Source organism: Komagataeibacter europaeus LMG 18890 (genome assembly GCF_000285295.1).
Lineage (GTDB): Bacteria > Pseudomonadota > Alphaproteobacteria > Acetobacterales > Acetobacteraceae > Komagataeibacter > Komagataeibacter europaeus.
Window position 1 is genome coordinate 82118 of record NZ_CADP01000001.1, and the last position, 17196, is coordinate 99313.

Here is a 17196-nt window from a genome sequence, read left to right on the forward strand (position 1 = left end):
TCGGGCCATGACCATGACCGAACGGCCCCGTGGGCTGGAACCCCTGCGCGAGACCATTGCGCGGCACGGGCTGGATGCGCGCAAGGCGCTGGGGCAGCACTTCCTGCTGGACCCGGCCATTACGGCGCGTATCGCGGCGCTGGCGGGGGATCTGGCGGGACAGCACGTGGTGGAAGTCGGCCCCGGTCCTGGCGGCCTGACCCGTGCGCTGCTGGATACCGATGCCACCAGCATTGTCGCGGTGGAGGTGGATACACGGGCGGTTGCCGTCATTACGGAACTTGCCGCCCTTGCGCCCGGTCGCCTGCGGATCATCGAAGCCGACGCCATGCGGTGCGACCTGACCACGCTGTGTCCTGCCCCGCGCCAGATCATTGCCAACCTGCCCTATAACGTTGGCACGCCGCTGCTGGTCGGGTGGCTGCGGCAGGCGGCGGCGTGGTCGCGGCTGACATTGATGTTCCAGCAGGAAGTGGCCGAACGTATCTGCGCCGCCCCCGGTTCGGCGCATTACGGCAGGCTGGGCGTGCTGGCGCAGTGGACGTGCCGCTGTGGCGTGCAGATGCATATTCCCCCCGGCGCGTTTTCCCCGCCGCCCAAGGTCCATTCCGCCGTGGTCGGGCTGATCCCCCACGCGCAGCAGCCCGATACGGCCGTTTTCCGCGCCATGGAACAGGTTACGGCGGCGGCATTCGGCCAGCGGCGCAAGATGCTGCGCGGCGCGCTGAAATCCATCGGGGGGGAAGCCCTGCTGGCTGAAGCGGGCATTGACGGCAGCCGCCGGGCCGAGACACTGGATATTGCGGAATTCGACCGCCTGGCCCGCCTTCATGCCCGCAGGGCCGCGACGCCGTCCTGATCCGGCACGGCCATGGGCTGCGGGGCGTACATGTAATCGCGCGACAGGGGCACGGCATCGATTTCGCGCACCAGTTGCAACTGGAAATTCAGGTGCCCCTGCACGCGAAAGGCCAGTTCGGACACCACAAGGTAGAATTCGAACATGCGGCAGAAGCGTTCGTCATACAGCCGCGCGACCTGCTGGCGCCGTGCCGCGAAACGGCTGCGCCAGTGGGCAATGGTGCGCGCGTAATGCAGGCGCCAGATCTCGCAATCCGTCAGCCATAGCCCGGCGCGTTCCACGGCGCCGACGGCTTCACTGACCGCCGGGGAATAGCCACCGGGAAAGATGTAGCGGTCAATCCATGGATTGGTCACGCCCGGCCCTTCCCTTCGGCCAATGGAATGCAGCACCATGACCCCGTCGGGGCGCAGGGCCGCGCGCATGGTGGCGAAAAACGCCGGGTAATGGGCCACGCCCACATGTTCGAACATGCCGATGGAAATGATCCGGTCGTACTGCCGGCTGACGGCGCGGTAATCCAGCAGTTCAAAGCGCACGCGCCCGTCCAGCCCCGCGGCCCGCGCACGCTGGCGGGCAATGTGCAACTGTTCCACCGACAGGGTAATGCCCGTCACCTGCGCGTCATAATCACGCGCCAGCGTCAGGGCCATCCCGCCCCAGCCACACCCCACGTCCAGAACGCGCATGCCGGGGCGCGACAGGTGCAGCTTGGCCGCCAGATGATGTTTCTTGGCCGCCTGCGCCTGTGCCAGCGTTTCATTGCCCGTGGGAAAATAACCGCATGAATACTGCATGTCCCCATCCAGGAAATGCCGGTACAGCCTGCTGTCCAGATCATAATGATGCGCCACGTTCCGCCGGGCGCGCCGCAGGGTGTTATCCTGCAGCCATGTCCGCGCAATATAGCGCAGGGAACCAAAGATCCGTTCCCCCGCGGGGCTGCGCCGCATGACATTGAGCATGAGCACATGCAGCAGGTCATACAGCGTGCAGCCCACCGGGCGCAGCGTGCCCGCCATGTAGGCTTCCCCCACCTTCAGCGCGGGATCAAGCAGCAGGGCACGCACCGTTTCCCCATCCGCGATCCACAGGCCCGCCTGTGGCCCGGGGCCACCTACATATACGCGCCTGTCGCCGCCGGGGTAATAGACATCCAGCCGCCCCAGGGTAATGAAATGTGCAAAGGCGCGGTCCAGCAATACGGATGCCATCACTCGTCCCCTTCACGCATGCCCGCCCGGCAACAGGCCGATGCACCCGCCCCGGAAACGACAAAAGCCCGGAAGAGTTTCCTCTTCCGGGCTTTCGCAACCGGTCAGGCACCCCGTTGGGGCGACAGGATCAGGTCAGTCAGGCAGCCGGGGTTTCCTCGACAGCGGTTTCTTCCGAAACCTCGCCTTCGGTTACCGCGCCTTCTTCGGCCAGAACCTGTTCGTCGTCCTGATCGACGCCGATTTCCTCACCACGTGCCTGACGTTCCGCTTCTTCTTCGGAACGGGCAACGTTGACGGTGACCTGCATGGTCACTTCCGGGTGCAGGGCGACGCTGACTTCATACAGGCCAAGCTGCTTGATCGGCTCGGGCAGGATGACCTGGTTGCGGCCGATGGTCAGGCCAGCCTTGGTCGCGGCTTCCGCGATGTCACGGGTCGTGACGGAGCCATACAGGCTGCCGCTGTCGCCAGCCTGACGGATCAGGATGACGGACAGGCCGTGCATCCGCTCGGACAGGCGCTCGGCCTCCTCGCGGTTCTTGAGGTTCTGGGCCTCAAGCTGTGCACGTTCACGTTCGAAACGCTCGCGGTTGTGTGCGTTGGCGCGGATCGCCTTGCCCTGGGGCAGCAGGAAGTTACGGGCATAACCCGGCTTCACCGTGACGATCTCGCCCATCTGGCCCAGCTTCTCGACGCGCTGGAGCAGGATGAGTTCTACTGCGGACATGGTTCTGCCTCCCTCAGCTTACAATGTAGGGCAGCAGGGCCAGGAAACGCGCACGCTTGATGGCCTGGGCCAGTTCACGCTGCTTCTTGGCGGACACTGCCGTGATGCGGCTGGGAACGATCTTGCCACGTTCGGACAGGAAGCGGCTCAGCAGGCGCACGTCCTTGTAGTCGATCTTCGGCGCATTGGGGCCGGAGAACGGGCAGGACTTGCGACGACGGTAGAACGGACGGCGCGCGCCAACCGCAACGCGGCGGGCGGCGGGATTGATCTCGGTTGATTCGGACATCAGCTCTTACTCCGCTTCGGCGCTGGCAGTGGCGTTGGCGCGCTGCTGTTCTTCACGCTCGTTACGGGCGCGGAACTCCTCGCGGTCATCGAAATTACGGCGCGTGCCGCGACCGCTTTCAAAACGACCGGAGGGCTTGGGCCCACGGAAGCCACGCTCACGCTCGTCACCCTTGCGCGACAGGATGACCGACGGTGCTTCGTCAATCTCATCCACACGCAGGGTCAGCACGCGCAGAACGTCTTCGTTCAGGCTGAGCTGGCGCTCGATTTCCTTGATGGCGGCGGAAGAACCATCCAGGCCCAGAAGCATGTAATGCCCCTTGCGGTTCTTCTTGATACGGTAAGCCAGCGTACGCAGGCCCCAGTATTCACGCTTCTTGACGGAACCGGATTCCGCTTCAAGCTGGGCGGCGATGCCATCGGCGATGGCTTCGACCTGCTGCTGCGACACGTCATTACGTGCAATCAGCACGGTTTCATACAACGGCATTGGGACTCCCTTCGGATCACTTCAACCCCCGCATGGACGGACACGGTCCGCCATGTTGCCACCAGGGCACGGGTATAGCCGGGGACGATGCCACGCACCCGGCAGGGAAGATGCGGTTTGAAACACAAACCCGGCCAACAGACAAGGAAAAAGTCAGGTCAGCGACCTTTTAATCGGCGCCAGCCACGTAAAGACCGGCGTGGGCCTGACATCCTGCGGGCGGTCATGGCGGAATCCGGTCACGGCCCTGACCAGTTCCAGCGGCACATCAAGCATGCTGCCCGGGCCACGCGGGTCGACCAGCCTGCCCTCGCGGCATAGGGTCTTGCGGTCATAATCGGAAATCAGGCCACTATCGTTATTGGTGCGGATGACAAACCAGCCATTGGGAAGGTCCGCAATGGCGTACGGCGCTTCATCATCCGGGTCGGGCTCACCGGTATCGCACAGGCCGAGGGCGTCCAGCAGCGCCGCGCGATCGACACCGTGGAACTTGTAGTACGACATATCGAAATCCATGCTCTCCATTCCTCGCAGCTCCGGGAGGAGAGATGGTCACGTCATATTGTTATAACAAGTATTGAAGTCACGGCTCCGTGCACCATGACCGTCTTTCATTCAGTCCAGACGCAGGTGCGCCGGCACCTTCAGCCCCAGCGTATCGGGAATGGTCCAGATTTCATGAATCGTCCGTACCCTGCGAAAACCGGCCCGCCGGTAATTGGGCAGCGCGCGCGGATGGTCAGCCGAACAGGTGTTGACCCGCAGCACCGCCGGATTCATCGCCCATGCCCGCGCCACCATCTGGTGCAGGAAAACCTGCCCGACCCCGCGCCCGATCCATGCGGGCAACAGGCCGAAATAGGCGATATTGATATCGGGGGCATACCGGCTGTCGAGTTCACAGAATCCCGCGGGCGTGTCGCCATCATACAGCACATGCACGCCAATGCCCGGACTGGACAGCAGGGCCGCAAGGTCACCGTCGGGCATGACGCGGCGCAGCCACCAGCAGTAATCCGCCCCCACGGCGTCATACAGGCCACGATACCACGCAACACCGGGGCGAAAGGTCTGCCGGATACTGTAGCCATGTGGCAGGACAGGCGGAATGCCGGGGGGCGCACGGTCCATGCACAGGAACGTCACATCCACCCCGACCCGTGTTCCATCACCGCCCGGTTCATCACGGGCGGCCGGGCATGGAACCTCAGTTATCATCAAGGAAGGAACGCAGCTTACGGCTCCGGCTGGGATGCTTGAGCTTGCGCAGGGCCTTGGCCTCGATCTGGCGGATACGTTCACGCGTCACGTTGAACTGCTGGCCCACTTCTTCCAGCGTGTGGTCGGTGTTCATGCCAATGCCAAAGCGCATGCGCAGCACACGTTCCTCACGCGGGGTAAGCGAGGACAGCACCCGCGTCGTGGCTTCACGCAGGTTGGTCTGGATCGCGGCGTCAAGCGGGATGACGGCGGCCTTGTCCTCGATGAAATCACCAAGATGGCTGTCTTCCTCGTCCCCGATCGGGGTATCGAGCGAGATCGGCTCCTTGGCGATCTTGAGCACCTTGCGCACCTTTTCCAGCGGCATGCCCAGCTTTTCGGCCAGTTCCTCCGGTGCGGGCTCGCGCCCGATCTCATGCAGCATCTGGCGCGACGTGCGGACCAGCTTGTTGATCGTCTCGATCATGTGGACCGGGATACGGATGGTCCGCGCCTGATCGGCGATGGAGCGCGTGATGGCCTGGCGGATCCACCACGTGGCGTAGGTGGAGAACTTGTAGCCACGACGGTATTCGAATTTGTCCACCGCCTTCATCAGGCCGATATTGCCTTCCTGAATCAGGTCAAGGAACTGCAGGCCGCGATTGGTGTATTTCTTGGCGATCGAGATCACGAGGCGCAGGTTGGCCTCGATCATTTCCTTCTTGGCGCGCGCCGAATCCCGTTCACCACGCGACACGGTGGCATAGACGCGGCGGAATTCGCCCACCGGCAGGCCGGTTTCCTGTGTCAGTTCAGCCACCTGGTTGCGCAGCCGGATCACCGTCTCGCCATGCTTGGCAAGGAAGTTCTTCCATGACTTGGCCGGCAGGGTGGCGACCATGTCAATCCAGCCGGGATCGAGTTCGCGGCCACGATATTTCAGCAGGAAGTCATCACGTGACACGCGGGTGCTTTCCGCCAGCCGCAGCATGCGCCCTTCCAGGCCGTTCAGGCGCTGGAAGATTTCCTTCAGGTGCTCGACCAGCACCTCGATACGCGCATTGTGCAGGTGAACCTGCTGGACCTTGCCCACCAGTTCCATGCGCAGCTGCTCGTAACGGCTTTCATCATCGGCGGAGATTTCCTCACCCGCCGTGAATTTTTCCAGCCGCTCGGCCTGCACCCTGTGCAACGCGTCGTACAGCGCCTCGACTTCCTCGAACTGTTCAAGGATTTCGGGCTTCAGCTTTTCCTCAAGCGCCGACAGCGACAGGCCGGCCCCTTCGCCTTCGCCCTCACCTTCGCCCTCGGTTTCCTCGGCTTCCTCGTTTTCGGCGCCTTCGTTTTCACCAAAGGCTTCCTCGCCTTCCGTGGCCTCGACGGGGTCGTTGCCGCCGGACTGCATGGCCTCGAGATCCACGATGTCACGCAGCAGCATCTCACCGGCCTTGAGCCGCTCATGCCACGAAATGATGGCGCGGAAGGTCAGCGGGCTTTCGCACAGGCCGCCGATCATCTCGTCCCGGCCGGCCTCGATGCGCTTGGCGATCGCGATTTCACCTTCACGCGACAGCAGTTCGACCGAACCCATTTCGCGCAGGTACATGCGCACCGGGTCATCGGTGCGGCCCAGGCTTTCGGTATCGACGTTACCGGCGGCCGGTTCCTCGCTCTCGCTTTCTTCCTCGGCGGTGTCGTCGCTCTTGGTTTCGGCGGGGGCCGGGGTTTCGGTTTCGTCGTTGTCCTCGTTCTCGACAACCTGCATGCCCATTTCCGACAGGGCCGCCATCACGTCCTCGATCTGTTCGGAGGACATCTGGTCCTGTGGCAGGACGGCGTTGAGTTCGTCGAAAGTGATGTAACCGCGTTCCTTGCCGCGGGCGATCAGTTTCTTGACGGCGCCGGACCGGGTGTCCAGCAGGGTCGTATCGTTATCCTGATCCCCCGAAGCCGTGTCCGTACCCGTGGCTGTCTTTGTCGCCATGCCCGATCAATCCCTACCCAGCAAATCCGTTTACGCAAGCGCGCACACCCTGCCCGCGCACAGTGGCCGTTCCCTTTTCCGCCCGCCGGTATGTAGCGGGACAGGATACGGCCAATCATACCGTTTTCATCTGCTTTTGTCTGGTGCAGGTGGTCGATAACATGGCCGAAGTCAAGGGTTGCCCCGGTTCATTTCATGCATTCGGTCAATTTTCCGCCTTATTCATCAAGGTCGGTACCACCCCGGCGCAGGGTATCAAGCGCCAGCAGGCGGGTGCGCAGGCTGGCCCATGCGGCTTCATCCAGATCGCCCGCGCACATCCGTTCGGTATCGGCGCGAATTTCGGCGGCAAAGCGTTCAACATTCAACAAAGCGTAAAAATGCCACCACTCGTGCCGTGGGTCGGTACCGAACAGGTCGTCATCCCCCTGGCCACCTTCGCGCCGCCCGCGCACGGCCCGCACGCGCAGGCATACGTCATCCAGCCCCGCGGTGGACAGGCAGGCCGCCAGTTCATCAGGTGGCGGCAGTTCGCCACGGGCATCATACAGGTCCAGCAGGTCCTCCCGCAGGGCGGCAAGGTCGGCTGGCAGTTCAAGGCGGCAATAGGCGTCCTGCACTTCATCCAGCACGCCGGGTTGTTCGAGGATGATGGCGCTGAGGATGCACTGGCGCTGCAGGTCCGCATCCATGATGGCCACGGGCGACGTGGCGACAGCGGCTTTTTTCACGCTGCCGCGCACACCGCTTCGGCGGAAGGTCTGGAAAAAACTGTCCAGCAGGGTGGAGCGGTATTCTGATGCCAGCGCCTTGTCGGGAATCAGGCCCGCGACCTCCACCAGCCTGCGGCGCAGGGCCGCGCGCTGTTCCGGGCCAGGGTTGCGCACGCCCTCGCTCAGCAGGCCGAACAGCACGTCCCCCATCGGGCGCGCCCCCGCGATCAGGGCGGCCATGGCGGCGGGACCGTCACGGCGCACCAGGCTGTCGGGGTCATCATTTTCAGGCAGGGCGCAGAACCGCAGGCTACGGTCCACGTTCAGCAGCGGCAGCGCGGTTTCCGCCGCCTTCACCGCCGCGCGCTGTCCCGCCGCGTCACCATCGAAACACAGCACCGGGGCCGGGGCGACCTGCCACAGCGCTTCAAGCTGTTCGGATGTCAGCGCCGTGCCCAGCGGGGCGACCGCGCCGCGAAAGCCCGCCTGATGCAGGGCGATCACGTCCATGTAGCCTTCCACCACCAGCAGGTCGGACGCGGGCCCCGTGCCGCGCACGGCCTCCCGCGCGCGATCAAGGCCGAACAGCACCCGGCGCTTGGAAAAAATGGCGGTTTCCGGACCGTTGAGGTATTTGGGCTGGCCATCGCCCAGTATGCGCCCGCCAAAGGACACCAGCCGCCCGCGCCGGTCACGGATGGGAAAGGTCACGCGGTTGAAGAACAGTTCGCGCGATGGCGTGCCGTCTTCATCCGCGCGCATCACACCCGCGTCGCGCAGCATGGCGGGGGTTATATCCAGCGCCGCCATTTCCGCCACCAGGCCGCCACGCCCTTCCCCCGACCAGCCAAGGCCGAAGGCGGCGATGGTTTCGTCCGTCAGGCCACGGCCCTGCAGGTAGGCCAGTCCCTCGCGCCCTTCCGGCTGGTACAGCCTGCGCTGCCACGATGCCTGCACCGCATCCAGCACCTCGCCCAGCGTGCGGGCGCGTTCGGCCTGTTCGCGCTGGTTGCGGTCGGGCTTTGGCATTTCCATGCCGGCGGCGGTGGCCAGTTCCTCCACCGCCTCGGGGAAGGAACGGCCCTCGCTCTGCATCACGAAGGTGATGACATCGCCATGCGCCTGACAGCCAAAGCAATGGTAATGGTCATCATAGACATAGAATGATGGCGTCTTTTCCCCATGGAAGGGGCAGCATGCCTTCCAGTTCTTTCCCGAACGCACCAGCTTCGTCCGCCGCCCGATAATGGGGGCGATGGGCGTGCGGGCACGCAGTTCGTCAAGGAATGCGGGATCAAGCGCCATCGTGTCGCATGCCCCCCGCTTCAGGCGGCCAGGCGTGCGCGTACCACGGCGGAGGCGCGCGCGGGATCAAGGGCCGCGCCAAACTGCTGCTTCAGCGCCGCCATGACCTTGCCCATGTCCTTCATGGATGTGGCGTCGGTGCGTTCGATGGCTTCGCGCACGGCGGCCTCGATGGTGGCGTCATCCAGATCGGGCGGCAGGTAGGCGCGGATGATCGCGATTTCGGCGTTTTCCTTTTCCGCCAGTTCGGGGCGACCGCCCTTTTCATACATGGAAGCTGATTCCGTGCGGGACTTGATCATGCCACGCAGCATGGACATCACGGCTTCGTCGCTCACCTGGTCTTCCCCCTTGGCGCGACCGGCGATATCGACATCCTTCAGCTTTGCGGTGATCATGCGGATGGTGCCGACCTTTTCACTCTGGCCTGCCTTCATGGCTGCTTTCAGATCATCCATGAAACGTGCGCGCAAGGACATGACTGTCAACTCCTCTGCCCGGCGGGCGGGGCGGGATGCCCCGTTCGTGCCGGGAATAATTTTCCCATCATCTCATTTCGCAGGTACGTGGGAATTTTCTTCCCAATTACCAGAGACGCTGTTAGGCAATACTCCCGGAAGGGACATCATCCAATGCCGATGACGATAGAAAGTATTATCGAACGCCTCGGCGGCGCCGAACAGGCCGCCCGCCTGACGGGCGTCAGCACCGAGGCCATTCGCAAATGGCGGCAGGCCCGCGCCATTCCGCCCAAGCACTGGACAACCGTGCTGCGCGCTACCGGCCTGTCACTGTCCGACCTGCAACCCGATACAGAATCCGACCGACCGGAGCCCATGATGAGCACGTCAAACCCGATCGCACCGGCCAACAGGCCCAAAGCCGCGACAGCCGCCCTGATCCTGGCGGATGGCACCATTATGTGGGGACGCGGATTCGGCGCGCACAGCACGGAGCGCGCACTGGGTGAAATCTGTTTTTCCACCGGCATGACCGGATACCAGGAAACGCTGACCGACCCGTCCTTTGCGGGACAGATCATCACCTTCACCTTCCCCCATATCGGCAATACCGGCACCACGCCGGAGGATGATGAGGCAGCGCGCGTGCATGCCCGCGCGCTGGTGGTCAAGGAAGACCTGACGGCGCCGGCCAACTGGCGCTCGACCGAATCGCTGGACGCATGGCTCAAGGCGCAGGGCATTCCGGGCATTTGCGGCATCGACACCCGCGCCATCACGCGGCGCATCCGCGAAGGCGGCCCGCAGACGGCCGTGGTGGCCTATCCCGCCGACGGAAAGTTCGACATCCCCGCCCTGCAGGAACGCGCCCGCGCGTGGCCGGGGCTGGAGGGCATGGACCTGGCGGGCGAAGTCACCTGCGCAAAACCCTATACATGGGCCGAAGGCGTGTGGCAGTGGCCGCACGGCACCGTGGCCCTGCCTGAAAAGCGCCGGAAGGTGGTTGCGGTCGATTACGGGGCCAAGCGCAACATCCTGCGCTGCCTTGCCACCGCGGGCTGCGACGTGACCGTGGTGCCCGCGACCGCGACGGCGCAGGACATCCTCGCCCTCGATCCCGCTGGCGTGTTCCTGTCCAACGGGCCGGGCGACCCGGCGGCGACGGCGAAATACGCGGTCCCGGCCATTCGCGGCGTGCTGGAAGCGGGCAAGCCGGTATTCGGCATCTGCCTTGGGCACCAGTTGCTTGCCCTGGCCCTTGGGGCAAAGACCTACAAGCTGGCGCGCGGGCACCGTGGGGCGAACCAGCCGGTCAAGGACCTAGCGACGGGCAAGGTGGAAATCACCAGCCAGAACCACGGTTTCGCGGTGGACGACAAATCCCTGCCCAATGACGTGCGCGCCACCCATACCAGCCTGTTTGACGGATCGAACGAAGGCATTGCCACCAGCCGTTACCCGGCATTTTCGGTGCAGTACCACCCCGAAGCCAGCCCCGGCCCGTCCGACAGCCATTACCTGTTCCGCCGTTTTGTCGACCTGATCGACACCACAACCAAGACCGCGTGAAAGCCGACCCATGCCAAAACGGACAGACATAAGCTCCATCCTGATCATCGGCGCCGGCCCGATCGTTATCGGCCAGGCGTGCGAATTCGACTATTCCGGCGCGCAGGCCTGCAAGGCCCTGAAGGAAGAGGGCTACCGCGTCATTCTGGTCAACTCCAACCCCGCCACGATCATGACCGATCCGGGGCTGGCGGACGCGACCTATATCGAGCCGATCACCCCGGAATTCGTCGAACGCATCATACTGCGTGAAAAGCCCGACGCCGTGCTGCCCACCATGGGCGGCCAGACCGCGCTGAACACGGCCATGGCGCTGGACAAGTCAGGCTTTCTGAAAAAGCACGATGTCGAACTGATCGGCGCCAATGCCGAAGTGATCGACCGTGCCGAGGACCGGCAGAAATTCCGCGAGGCGATGGACGAGATCGGGATCGAAAGCCCGCGCAGCCTGATCGCCCATACGCTGGAGGAAGCGCGCAGCGCGCTGGCGACCGTCGGCCTGCCCGCGGTCATCCGCCCGTCCTTCACCATGGGCGGCTCGGGCGGCGGCATCGCCTACAACAAGGAAGAATTCGACCGCATCGTCTCCTCCGGGCTGGACGCCTCCCCCACCACGGAAGTCCTGATCGAGGAATCCGTGCTGGGCTGGAAGGAGTACGAGATGGAGGTCGTGCGCGACACGGCTGACAACTGCATCATCATCTGCTCCATCGAAAACATCGACCCGATGGGCGTGCATACCGGCGATTCCATTACCGTCGCCCCCGCGCTTACGCTGACGGACAAGGAATACCAGCGCCTGCGTGACATGTCGCTGGCGTGCCTGCGCAAGATCGGGGTGGAAACCGGCGGGTCGAACGTGCAGTTCGGCATCAATCCCGTTGATGGCCGCGTGGTCGTGATCGAGATGAACCCGCGCGTGTCGCGTTCCTCCGCCCTGGCGTCCAAGGCGACAGGCTTCCCGATTGCCAAGGTCGCGGCCAAGCTGGCGGTCGGCTACACGCTGGATGAACTGACCAACGACATCACCGGCAGCACGCCGGCATCGTTCGAGCCGACGATTGACTACGTCGTGGTCAAGATCCCGCGCTTCACGTTCGAGAAATTTCCGGGCACCCCCGCCCTGCTGTCCACCAGCATGAAGTCGGTTGGCGAGGCGATGGCCATTGGCCGTTCCTTCCCCGAGGCGCTGCAGAAGGGCCTGCGCTCGATGGAAATCGGGCTGGCCGGCCTTGATCCGGTGGAAGCACCGGGCGATGGCGGCCCCGACGCCTTCCGCGCCGCCCTGTCGCAACCGCGCCCCGAGCGTATCCTTATGGCAGCACAGGCCCTGCGCGCGGGACTGAGTGTCGAGGACATCCACGACGCCTGCCGGTTTGAACCGTGGTTCCTGCGCGAACTGGCGCGGATTGTCGCGGCTGAACACACGGTAATGCGCGACGGCCTGCCTGAAGACGCCGACAGCCTGCGCACGCTGAAGGCCATGGGCTTTTCCGACATCCAGCTGGCGCGCCTGTCAGGCACCAATGCCGATGAAATCGCGAAGCTGCGCGAAAGCCGTGGCGTGCTGCCGGTCTACAAGCGCATCGACACCTGCGCCGGTGAATTCGCGTCCCCCACGCCGTATATGTATTCGTCCTATGAAGGCGGATATGGCGTGCCGGAATGCGAAAGCCGCCCGACCGACCGCAGGAAGATCGTCATCCTTGGCGGTGGCCCGAACCGGATCGGCCAGGGGATCGAGTTCGATTACTGCTGCGTCCATGCCGCCTACGCCCTGCGCGAAGCCGGGTTCGAGACGATCATGGTCAACTGCAACCCCGAAACCGTCTCGACCGACTACGACACGTCCGACCGCCTGTATTTCGAACCGCTGACGGCGGAAGACGTGATCGCCCTGATCCGTCGCGAACAGGCAAACGGCACCGTGCTGGGCTGCATCGTCCAGTATGGCGGCCAGACGCCGCTGAAGCTGTCGCACGCGCTGGAAGCCGCGGGCATTCCCCTGCTGGGCACGCCGGCCGATGCGATCGACCGTGCGGAAGACCGCGAACGCTTCCAGGCCATGCTACACAGGCTGGGCCTGCGCCAGCCCGCCAACGGCATCGCCCGCAGCCCGGCGGAAGCCGAAGCCGTGGCCGAGAAGATCGGCTACCCGGTCGTGGTCCGCCCGTCCTATGTCCTGGGCGGCCGCGCGATGGAAATCGTGCATGACCGTGCCAGCCTGCAGCGTTACATGCGCGTGGCCCTGCAGCTTGCCGGTGCGGAAGTCGCCAACGGCCCCGTGCTGATCGACCATTACCTGAATGACGCGATCGAGGCGGATGTGGACTGCATCGCCGATGGCAACGAGGTCTATGTCGCGGGCGTCATGGAACATATCGAGGAAGCAGGCATCCATTCCGGTGACAGCGCATGTTCGTTGCCGCCCTACACCCTGTCGCCCGCCATCGTGACCGAACTGAAAAGCCAGACCGAGGCCATGGCCCGGGAACTGGGCATTGTCGGCCTGATGAACGTTCAGTACGCGATCAAGGGGCAGGAAATCTTCGTGTTGGAGGTCAATCCGCGTGCCTCGCGCACCGTGCCGTTCGTGGCCAAGGCCACGGGCGTTCCGGTGGCCAAGATCGGCGCGCGCGTCATGGCTGGCGCGAAGCTGGGTGAATTCCGCCTTGATGACCGGGCGGTCGCCCCGCATGTGGCGGTAAAGGAAGCGGTTTTCCCCTTCAACCGCTTCCCCGACGTGGACACGATCCTCGGCCCGGAAATGCGCTCCACGGGTGAGGTCATGGGCCTTGACGCCTCGTTCGAACGGGCATTCGCCAAGTCGCAGCTTGCCGCTGGCGTGAAGCTGCCCCTGTCGGGGACGGTGTTCCTGTCGGTGCGCGACAGCGACAAGCCCGCGGTCAAATCCATCGGCCGCCTGCTGTCGGAAATGGGCTTCCGCATCGTGGCGACGCGCGGCACGGCCAAGTGCCTGCGCGAAGCGGGCGTGAGCGTGGACGTGGTCAACAAGGTGCTGGAAGGCCGCCCGAACTGTGTCGACGCCATCCGGTCGGGTGAGATCCAGATGGTCATCAACACCGCGCAGGGGGCGCAGGCCGTCAGCGACAGTTTCGACATCCGCCGTTCGGCGCTGACCCATGGCATTCCCCACTACACCACCATCGCGGGCGCACGCGCCGCAACGCATGCCATTGCGGCCATGCGCGAGGGGGTTCTTGAAGTCGCGCCCCTTCAATCCTATTTTAAGGGATCATTCTGAGCGTATCGTATCGAAACGGGTGGCCTGCCAGTCCGAAAACCGGCGGCCACCCGCGTTGCATTGATGCGATAGGCCCGGACACGGCAACCAACAGTCAGTTGTGGAAACTGACCTTCACCTCGGGGACAAACCTTGCAGAAATTTCCGATGACGGGCCCCGGCCTGGAACGGCTTGAAGACGAACTGCGCAAGCTCAAGAGTGAAGAACGCCCCGCGATCATTCGTGCGATCGCCGAAGCGCGGAGCCATGGCGATCTTTCGGAAAACGCGGAATACCACGCGGCCCGCGAACGCCAGTCCTTTACCGAAGGCCGCATTCAGGAACTGGAGGAAATCGTCTCCTCCGCCGAAGTCATCGACCCTGCCTCCCTGTCGGGCGACCAGGTGAAATTCGGCGCGCGCGTCAAGCTGGTGGATGAAGAAACCGACAAGGAAGCCACCTACCAGATCGTTGGCGTGTACGAAGCCGATATCAAGCAGGGGCTCCTGTCCATTTCCTCGCCGCTTGCCAAATCCCTGATTGGCAAGAGCATTGGTGACAGCGTATCCGTCCCCGCCCCCGGCGGCGACCGGACGTATGAAATCCTGGAAGTCACCTACGGCTAGGCATACCAACCGTGATCACGCTTGAAGACATCACCGCCGCCGCACAGCGGATAAAGGGGCGCGTGCTGCACACGCCCACCGTACCCTGCCAGACACTGTCGCGCGCGACCGGCGCGGATATCGTGCTCAAGCTCGATAACCTGCAGGCTGTCGGTTCGTTCAAGGAACGCGGGGCGGCCAACAAGCTGGCCCTGCTGACCCCGCGCGAACGCGAACGCGGCGTCATTACCGTCTCGGCCGGCAACCATGCGCAGGGCGTCGCCCGCCATGCCTCCCTGCTGGGTATCGACGCGGTCATCGTCATGCCGCGCTTCACGCCCGCCGCCAAGGTCACGCGCACCGCCGCGTGGGGGGCGACCGTGGTGCTGGAAGGCGACAACTTCGCCGAAGCCACGGCGCACGCCAACATGCTGTGCCAGCGCGAGGGCCGGGTGTTCGTCCACCCCTATGACGATCCCGAAGTCATGGCGGGACAGGGCACCTTCGCCCTTGAACTGTTCGAGGATGCGGGACCGCTGGACACCTTCGTCTGTCCCATCGGCGGTGGCGGCCTGCTGGCAGGCTGCGCGGTAGCGGGGCAGGCCCTGCAGCCGAATATGGACATCATTGGCGTACAGGTGGAGAATTTCTCCTCGCTTGCCGGTTTCCCCGGTGATGAGGTGCTGCCGCCGGGTGGCCCCACCATTGCCGAAGGCATCGCGGTGCTGCAGATCGGCCGCCAGCCGCTTGAAGTCATCCGCGAACTGGTGTCGCGCGTACTGGTCGTGCCCGAAAGCGCGATCGAGACCGCTATCACCATGCTGGCGGAAGGGGCCAAGCAGGTCAGCGAGGGCGCGGGCGCCACGGCGCTGGCCGCCGTGCTGACCTATCCCGAACTGTTCCGGGGCAAGCGGGTGGCGCTGCCGGTGACCGGCGGCAATATCGACAGCCGCATCCTGGCCAACACGCTGCTGCGTTCGCTGCTGCGTGACGGGCGGCTTCTGTGCCTGAAAATGGAAATCCCCGACCGCCCCGGCGTGCTGGCCGATATTTCGCGCAAGATCAGTGATGAAGGCGGCAATATCATCGAGGTCTCGCACCAGCGCCTGTTCACCACGCCCAGCGTGCAGGCCGCCGAACTGGAAGTCATGGTCGAAGCCCGCGACCCCGACCACGCCCGCGCGCTGGAAGCGGAACTGGCCAAGACCTATATCGTGCGCCGCGCCTGAACCTGTGGGTTCAGGCAATACCACGACATAAAAAACCTGCGGGGCATATTTCCCCGCAGGTTTTTTTAATTTGAGGAATAATAGAAGGTTTTGGTGAGGCTTTTTTCAAAAAGCTTAAGGGAACGCCGCCTTTTTGAAAAAAGGCGGCACCCGGAAACTTTCATTACTTGGTCCCGAACAGCCGGTCGCCCGCATCGCCCAGGCCGGGACGGATATAGCCATGTTCATCCAGCCCCCGGTCAATGGCACAGGTGACAATGCGCACATCCGGATGGGCCTTGCGCAGGCAGGCGATCCCTTCGGGGGATGCCAGCAGGCAGACAAAGACCATGCGCGCGCACCCCGCCTGCTTCAGCCGGTCAACGGCGGCGACTGCACTGTGCCCCGTCGCCAGCATGGGATCGACCACCAGACAGATCCGGTTGCCGACGTCATCGGGCAGCTTCAGGTAGTATTCGACCGGTTCCAGCGTTTCGGGATCACGGTACAGCCCGACATGGCCAATCCGCGCCGAGGGCACAAGGTCCAGCAACCCGTCGAGAATCCCGTTCCCCGCGCGCAGGATGGAAATCAGGCACAGTTTCTTGCCCGCCAGCCGCCATGCCTGCATGCGTTCCATGGGGGTGTCGATTTCTACCGGTTCCAGCGGCAGATCCCGCATGGCCTCGTAACCAAGCAGCAGGCTGAGTTCACGCGCCAGGCGGCGGAACTCGCCCGTTGACGTATGACGTTCACGCATGAGTGTCAGCTTGTGCTGCACCAGCGGGTGGCTGACGACAACGACGCCTTCATCATGCGTGGCGGCAGGCTGGGTCATATCCATTCCTTCAATCGGGTTCGTTCTGATCAGGTAGCGCCATCACGCGGGACGAAAGTCAATGCCAGTCCGTTCATGCAGTAGCGCAGGCCCGTCGGTGGCGGCCCGTCAGGAAAGACGTGGCCGAGGTGGCCATTGCAGTGGGCACAGTGCACTTCCGTGCGGGTCATGCCATGGCTGGTGTCGGTCGTGGTGCCGAGCGCACCCGGAATCGCATCGAAAAATGACGGCCATCCGCTGCCGCTTTCATATTTCGTGCCGGAACGGAACAGTGGCGTCCCGCAGCCCGCGCAACGATATTCCCCGGCACGCTTTTCATTGTTCAGCGGGCTGGAACCGGGGCGTTCCGTCCCATGTTCGCGCAGGATGCGCAGCTGTTCGGGGGTCAGGCAGCCACACTGCGCCCCACTGGTATTCGCGGTATCGGTCATGACGATTTCCTTCCTCCTGCACACGGGCATTTCGCACCCGCTTC

16 protein-coding genes are annotated in these 17196 nt (G+C 63.9%); 5 read left to right on the forward strand and 11 right to left on the reverse strand.

The annotated features are described in order from the left end of the window. Positions 1-7: 7 nt before the first annotated feature. Positions 8-859, forward strand: a complete 852-nt coding sequence (gene rsmA, locus GEU01_RS00445) for a 16S rRNA (adenine(1518)-N(6)/adenine(1519)-N(6))-dimethyltransferase RsmA (RefSeq protein WP_010506605.1) — start codon at positions 8-10, stop codon at positions 857-859. Here the strand turns inward: rsmA and GEU01_RS00450 are convergent. The 9 genes from GEU01_RS00450 to GEU01_RS00490 all read right to left on the reverse strand — a co-directional run bounded on the left by GEU01_RS00450 (position 829) and on the right by GEU01_RS00490 (position 9274). Beyond that, positions 829-2076: an SAM-dependent methyltransferase gene (locus tag GEU01_RS00450; RefSeq protein WP_019084518.1), complete on the reverse strand. Its 1248-nt coding sequence runs from the start codon at positions 2074-2076 to the stop codon at positions 829-831. The genes rsmA and GEU01_RS00450 overlap by 31 nt on opposite strands. A gap of 139 nt (positions 2077-2215) precedes the next feature. After that, positions 2216-2806: a 50S ribosomal protein L9 gene (rplI, locus tag GEU01_RS00455; protein ID WP_010506609.1), complete on the reverse strand. Its 591-nt coding sequence runs from the start codon at positions 2804-2806 to the stop codon at positions 2216-2218. 13 nt (positions 2807-2819) lie between these two features. Then, positions 2820-3095, reverse strand: coding sequence for a 30S ribosomal protein S18 (gene rpsR, locus GEU01_RS00460; protein ID WP_007399693.1), 276 nt, complete (start codon positions 3093-3095; stop codon positions 2820-2822). Between the two features lie 6 nt (positions 3096-3101). Next, the gene (gene rpsF / locus GEU01_RS00465) at positions 3102-3587 is read right to left on the reverse strand and encodes a 30S ribosomal protein S6 (RefSeq protein WP_010506612.1); all 486 of its coding nucleotides are present in this window, start codon (positions 3585-3587) and stop codon (positions 3102-3104) included. 153 nt (positions 3588-3740) lie between these two features. Next, the gene (locus tag GEU01_RS00470; RefSeq protein ID WP_026018376.1) at positions 3741-4106 is read right to left on the reverse strand and encodes a hypothetical protein; all 366 of its coding nucleotides are present in this window, start codon (positions 4104-4106) and stop codon (positions 3741-3743) included. Between the two features lie 99 nt (positions 4107-4205). Beyond that, positions 4206-4808 carry a GNAT family N-acetyltransferase gene (locus GEU01_RS00475; RefSeq protein ID WP_019084520.1) on the reverse strand — a complete coding sequence of 201 codons (603 nt, stop codon included), beginning with the start codon at positions 4806-4808 and terminating at the stop codon, positions 4206-4208. Further along, complete coding sequence (gene rpoD / locus GEU01_RS00480) at positions 4798-6777, reverse strand: RNA polymerase sigma factor RpoD (RefSeq protein ID WP_019084521.1); 1980 nt, start codon at positions 6775-6777, stop codon at positions 4798-4800. The genes GEU01_RS00475 and rpoD overlap by 11 nt, the downstream gene beginning before the upstream one ends. A 218-nt stretch (positions 6778-6995) precedes the next feature. Then, positions 6996-8795 carry a DNA primase gene (gene dnaG, locus GEU01_RS00485; protein WP_019084522.1) on the reverse strand — a complete coding sequence of 600 codons (1800 nt, stop codon included), beginning with the start codon at positions 8793-8795 and terminating at the stop codon, positions 6996-6998. A gap of 20 nt (positions 8796-8815) precedes the next feature. Next, positions 8816-9274: a GatB/YqeY domain-containing protein gene (locus tag GEU01_RS00490; protein WP_010506620.1), complete on the reverse strand. Its 459-nt coding sequence runs from the start codon at positions 9272-9274 to the stop codon at positions 8816-8818. Positions 9275-9427: 153 nt separating this feature from the next. Here GEU01_RS00490 and carA point away from each other — a divergent pair, with 153 nt between their 5' ends. From carA to GEU01_RS00510, 4 genes are all read left to right on the forward strand, one after another. After that, positions 9428-10825, forward strand: coding sequence for a glutamine-hydrolyzing carbamoyl-phosphate synthase small subunit (gene carA / locus GEU01_RS00495; RefSeq protein ID WP_019084523.1), 1398 nt, complete (start codon positions 9428-9430; stop codon positions 10823-10825). A gap of 10 nt (positions 10826-10835) precedes the next feature. Beyond that, on the forward strand, positions 10836-14090 hold the full coding sequence (carB, locus tag GEU01_RS00500; RefSeq protein WP_019084524.1) for a carbamoyl-phosphate synthase large subunit: 3255 nt from the start codon (positions 10836-10838) through the stop codon (positions 14088-14090). Between the two features lie 132 nt (positions 14091-14222). Then, the gene (gene greA / locus GEU01_RS00505) at positions 14223-14696 is read left to right on the forward strand and encodes a transcription elongation factor GreA (RefSeq protein ID WP_019084525.1); all 474 of its coding nucleotides are present in this window, start codon (positions 14223-14225) and stop codon (positions 14694-14696) included. An 11-nt stretch (positions 14697-14707) separates the two neighbouring features. Next, positions 14708-15904 carry a threonine ammonia-lyase gene (locus GEU01_RS00510; RefSeq protein ID WP_010506625.1) on the forward strand — a complete coding sequence of 399 codons (1197 nt, stop codon included), beginning with the start codon at positions 14708-14710 and terminating at the stop codon, positions 15902-15904. 163 nt (positions 15905-16067) lie between these two features. On the opposite strand, the gene upp is transcribed toward GEU01_RS00510, so the two are convergent. Both upp and msrB read right to left on the reverse strand, forming a co-directional pair. Continuing rightward, positions 16068-16727 (reverse strand): uracil phosphoribosyltransferase, encoded by a 660-nt coding sequence (gene upp, locus GEU01_RS00515; RefSeq protein ID WP_019084526.1) that lies wholly within the window; start codon positions 16725-16727, stop codon positions 16068-16070. A 23-nt stretch (positions 16728-16750) separates the two neighbouring features. Then, a complete protein-coding gene (gene msrB / locus GEU01_RS00520; RefSeq protein WP_010506629.1) occupies positions 16751-17152 on the reverse strand; it encodes a peptide-methionine (R)-S-oxide reductase MsrB in 402 nt (133 codons plus the stop codon). Positions 17153-17196: the final 44 nt, after the last annotated feature.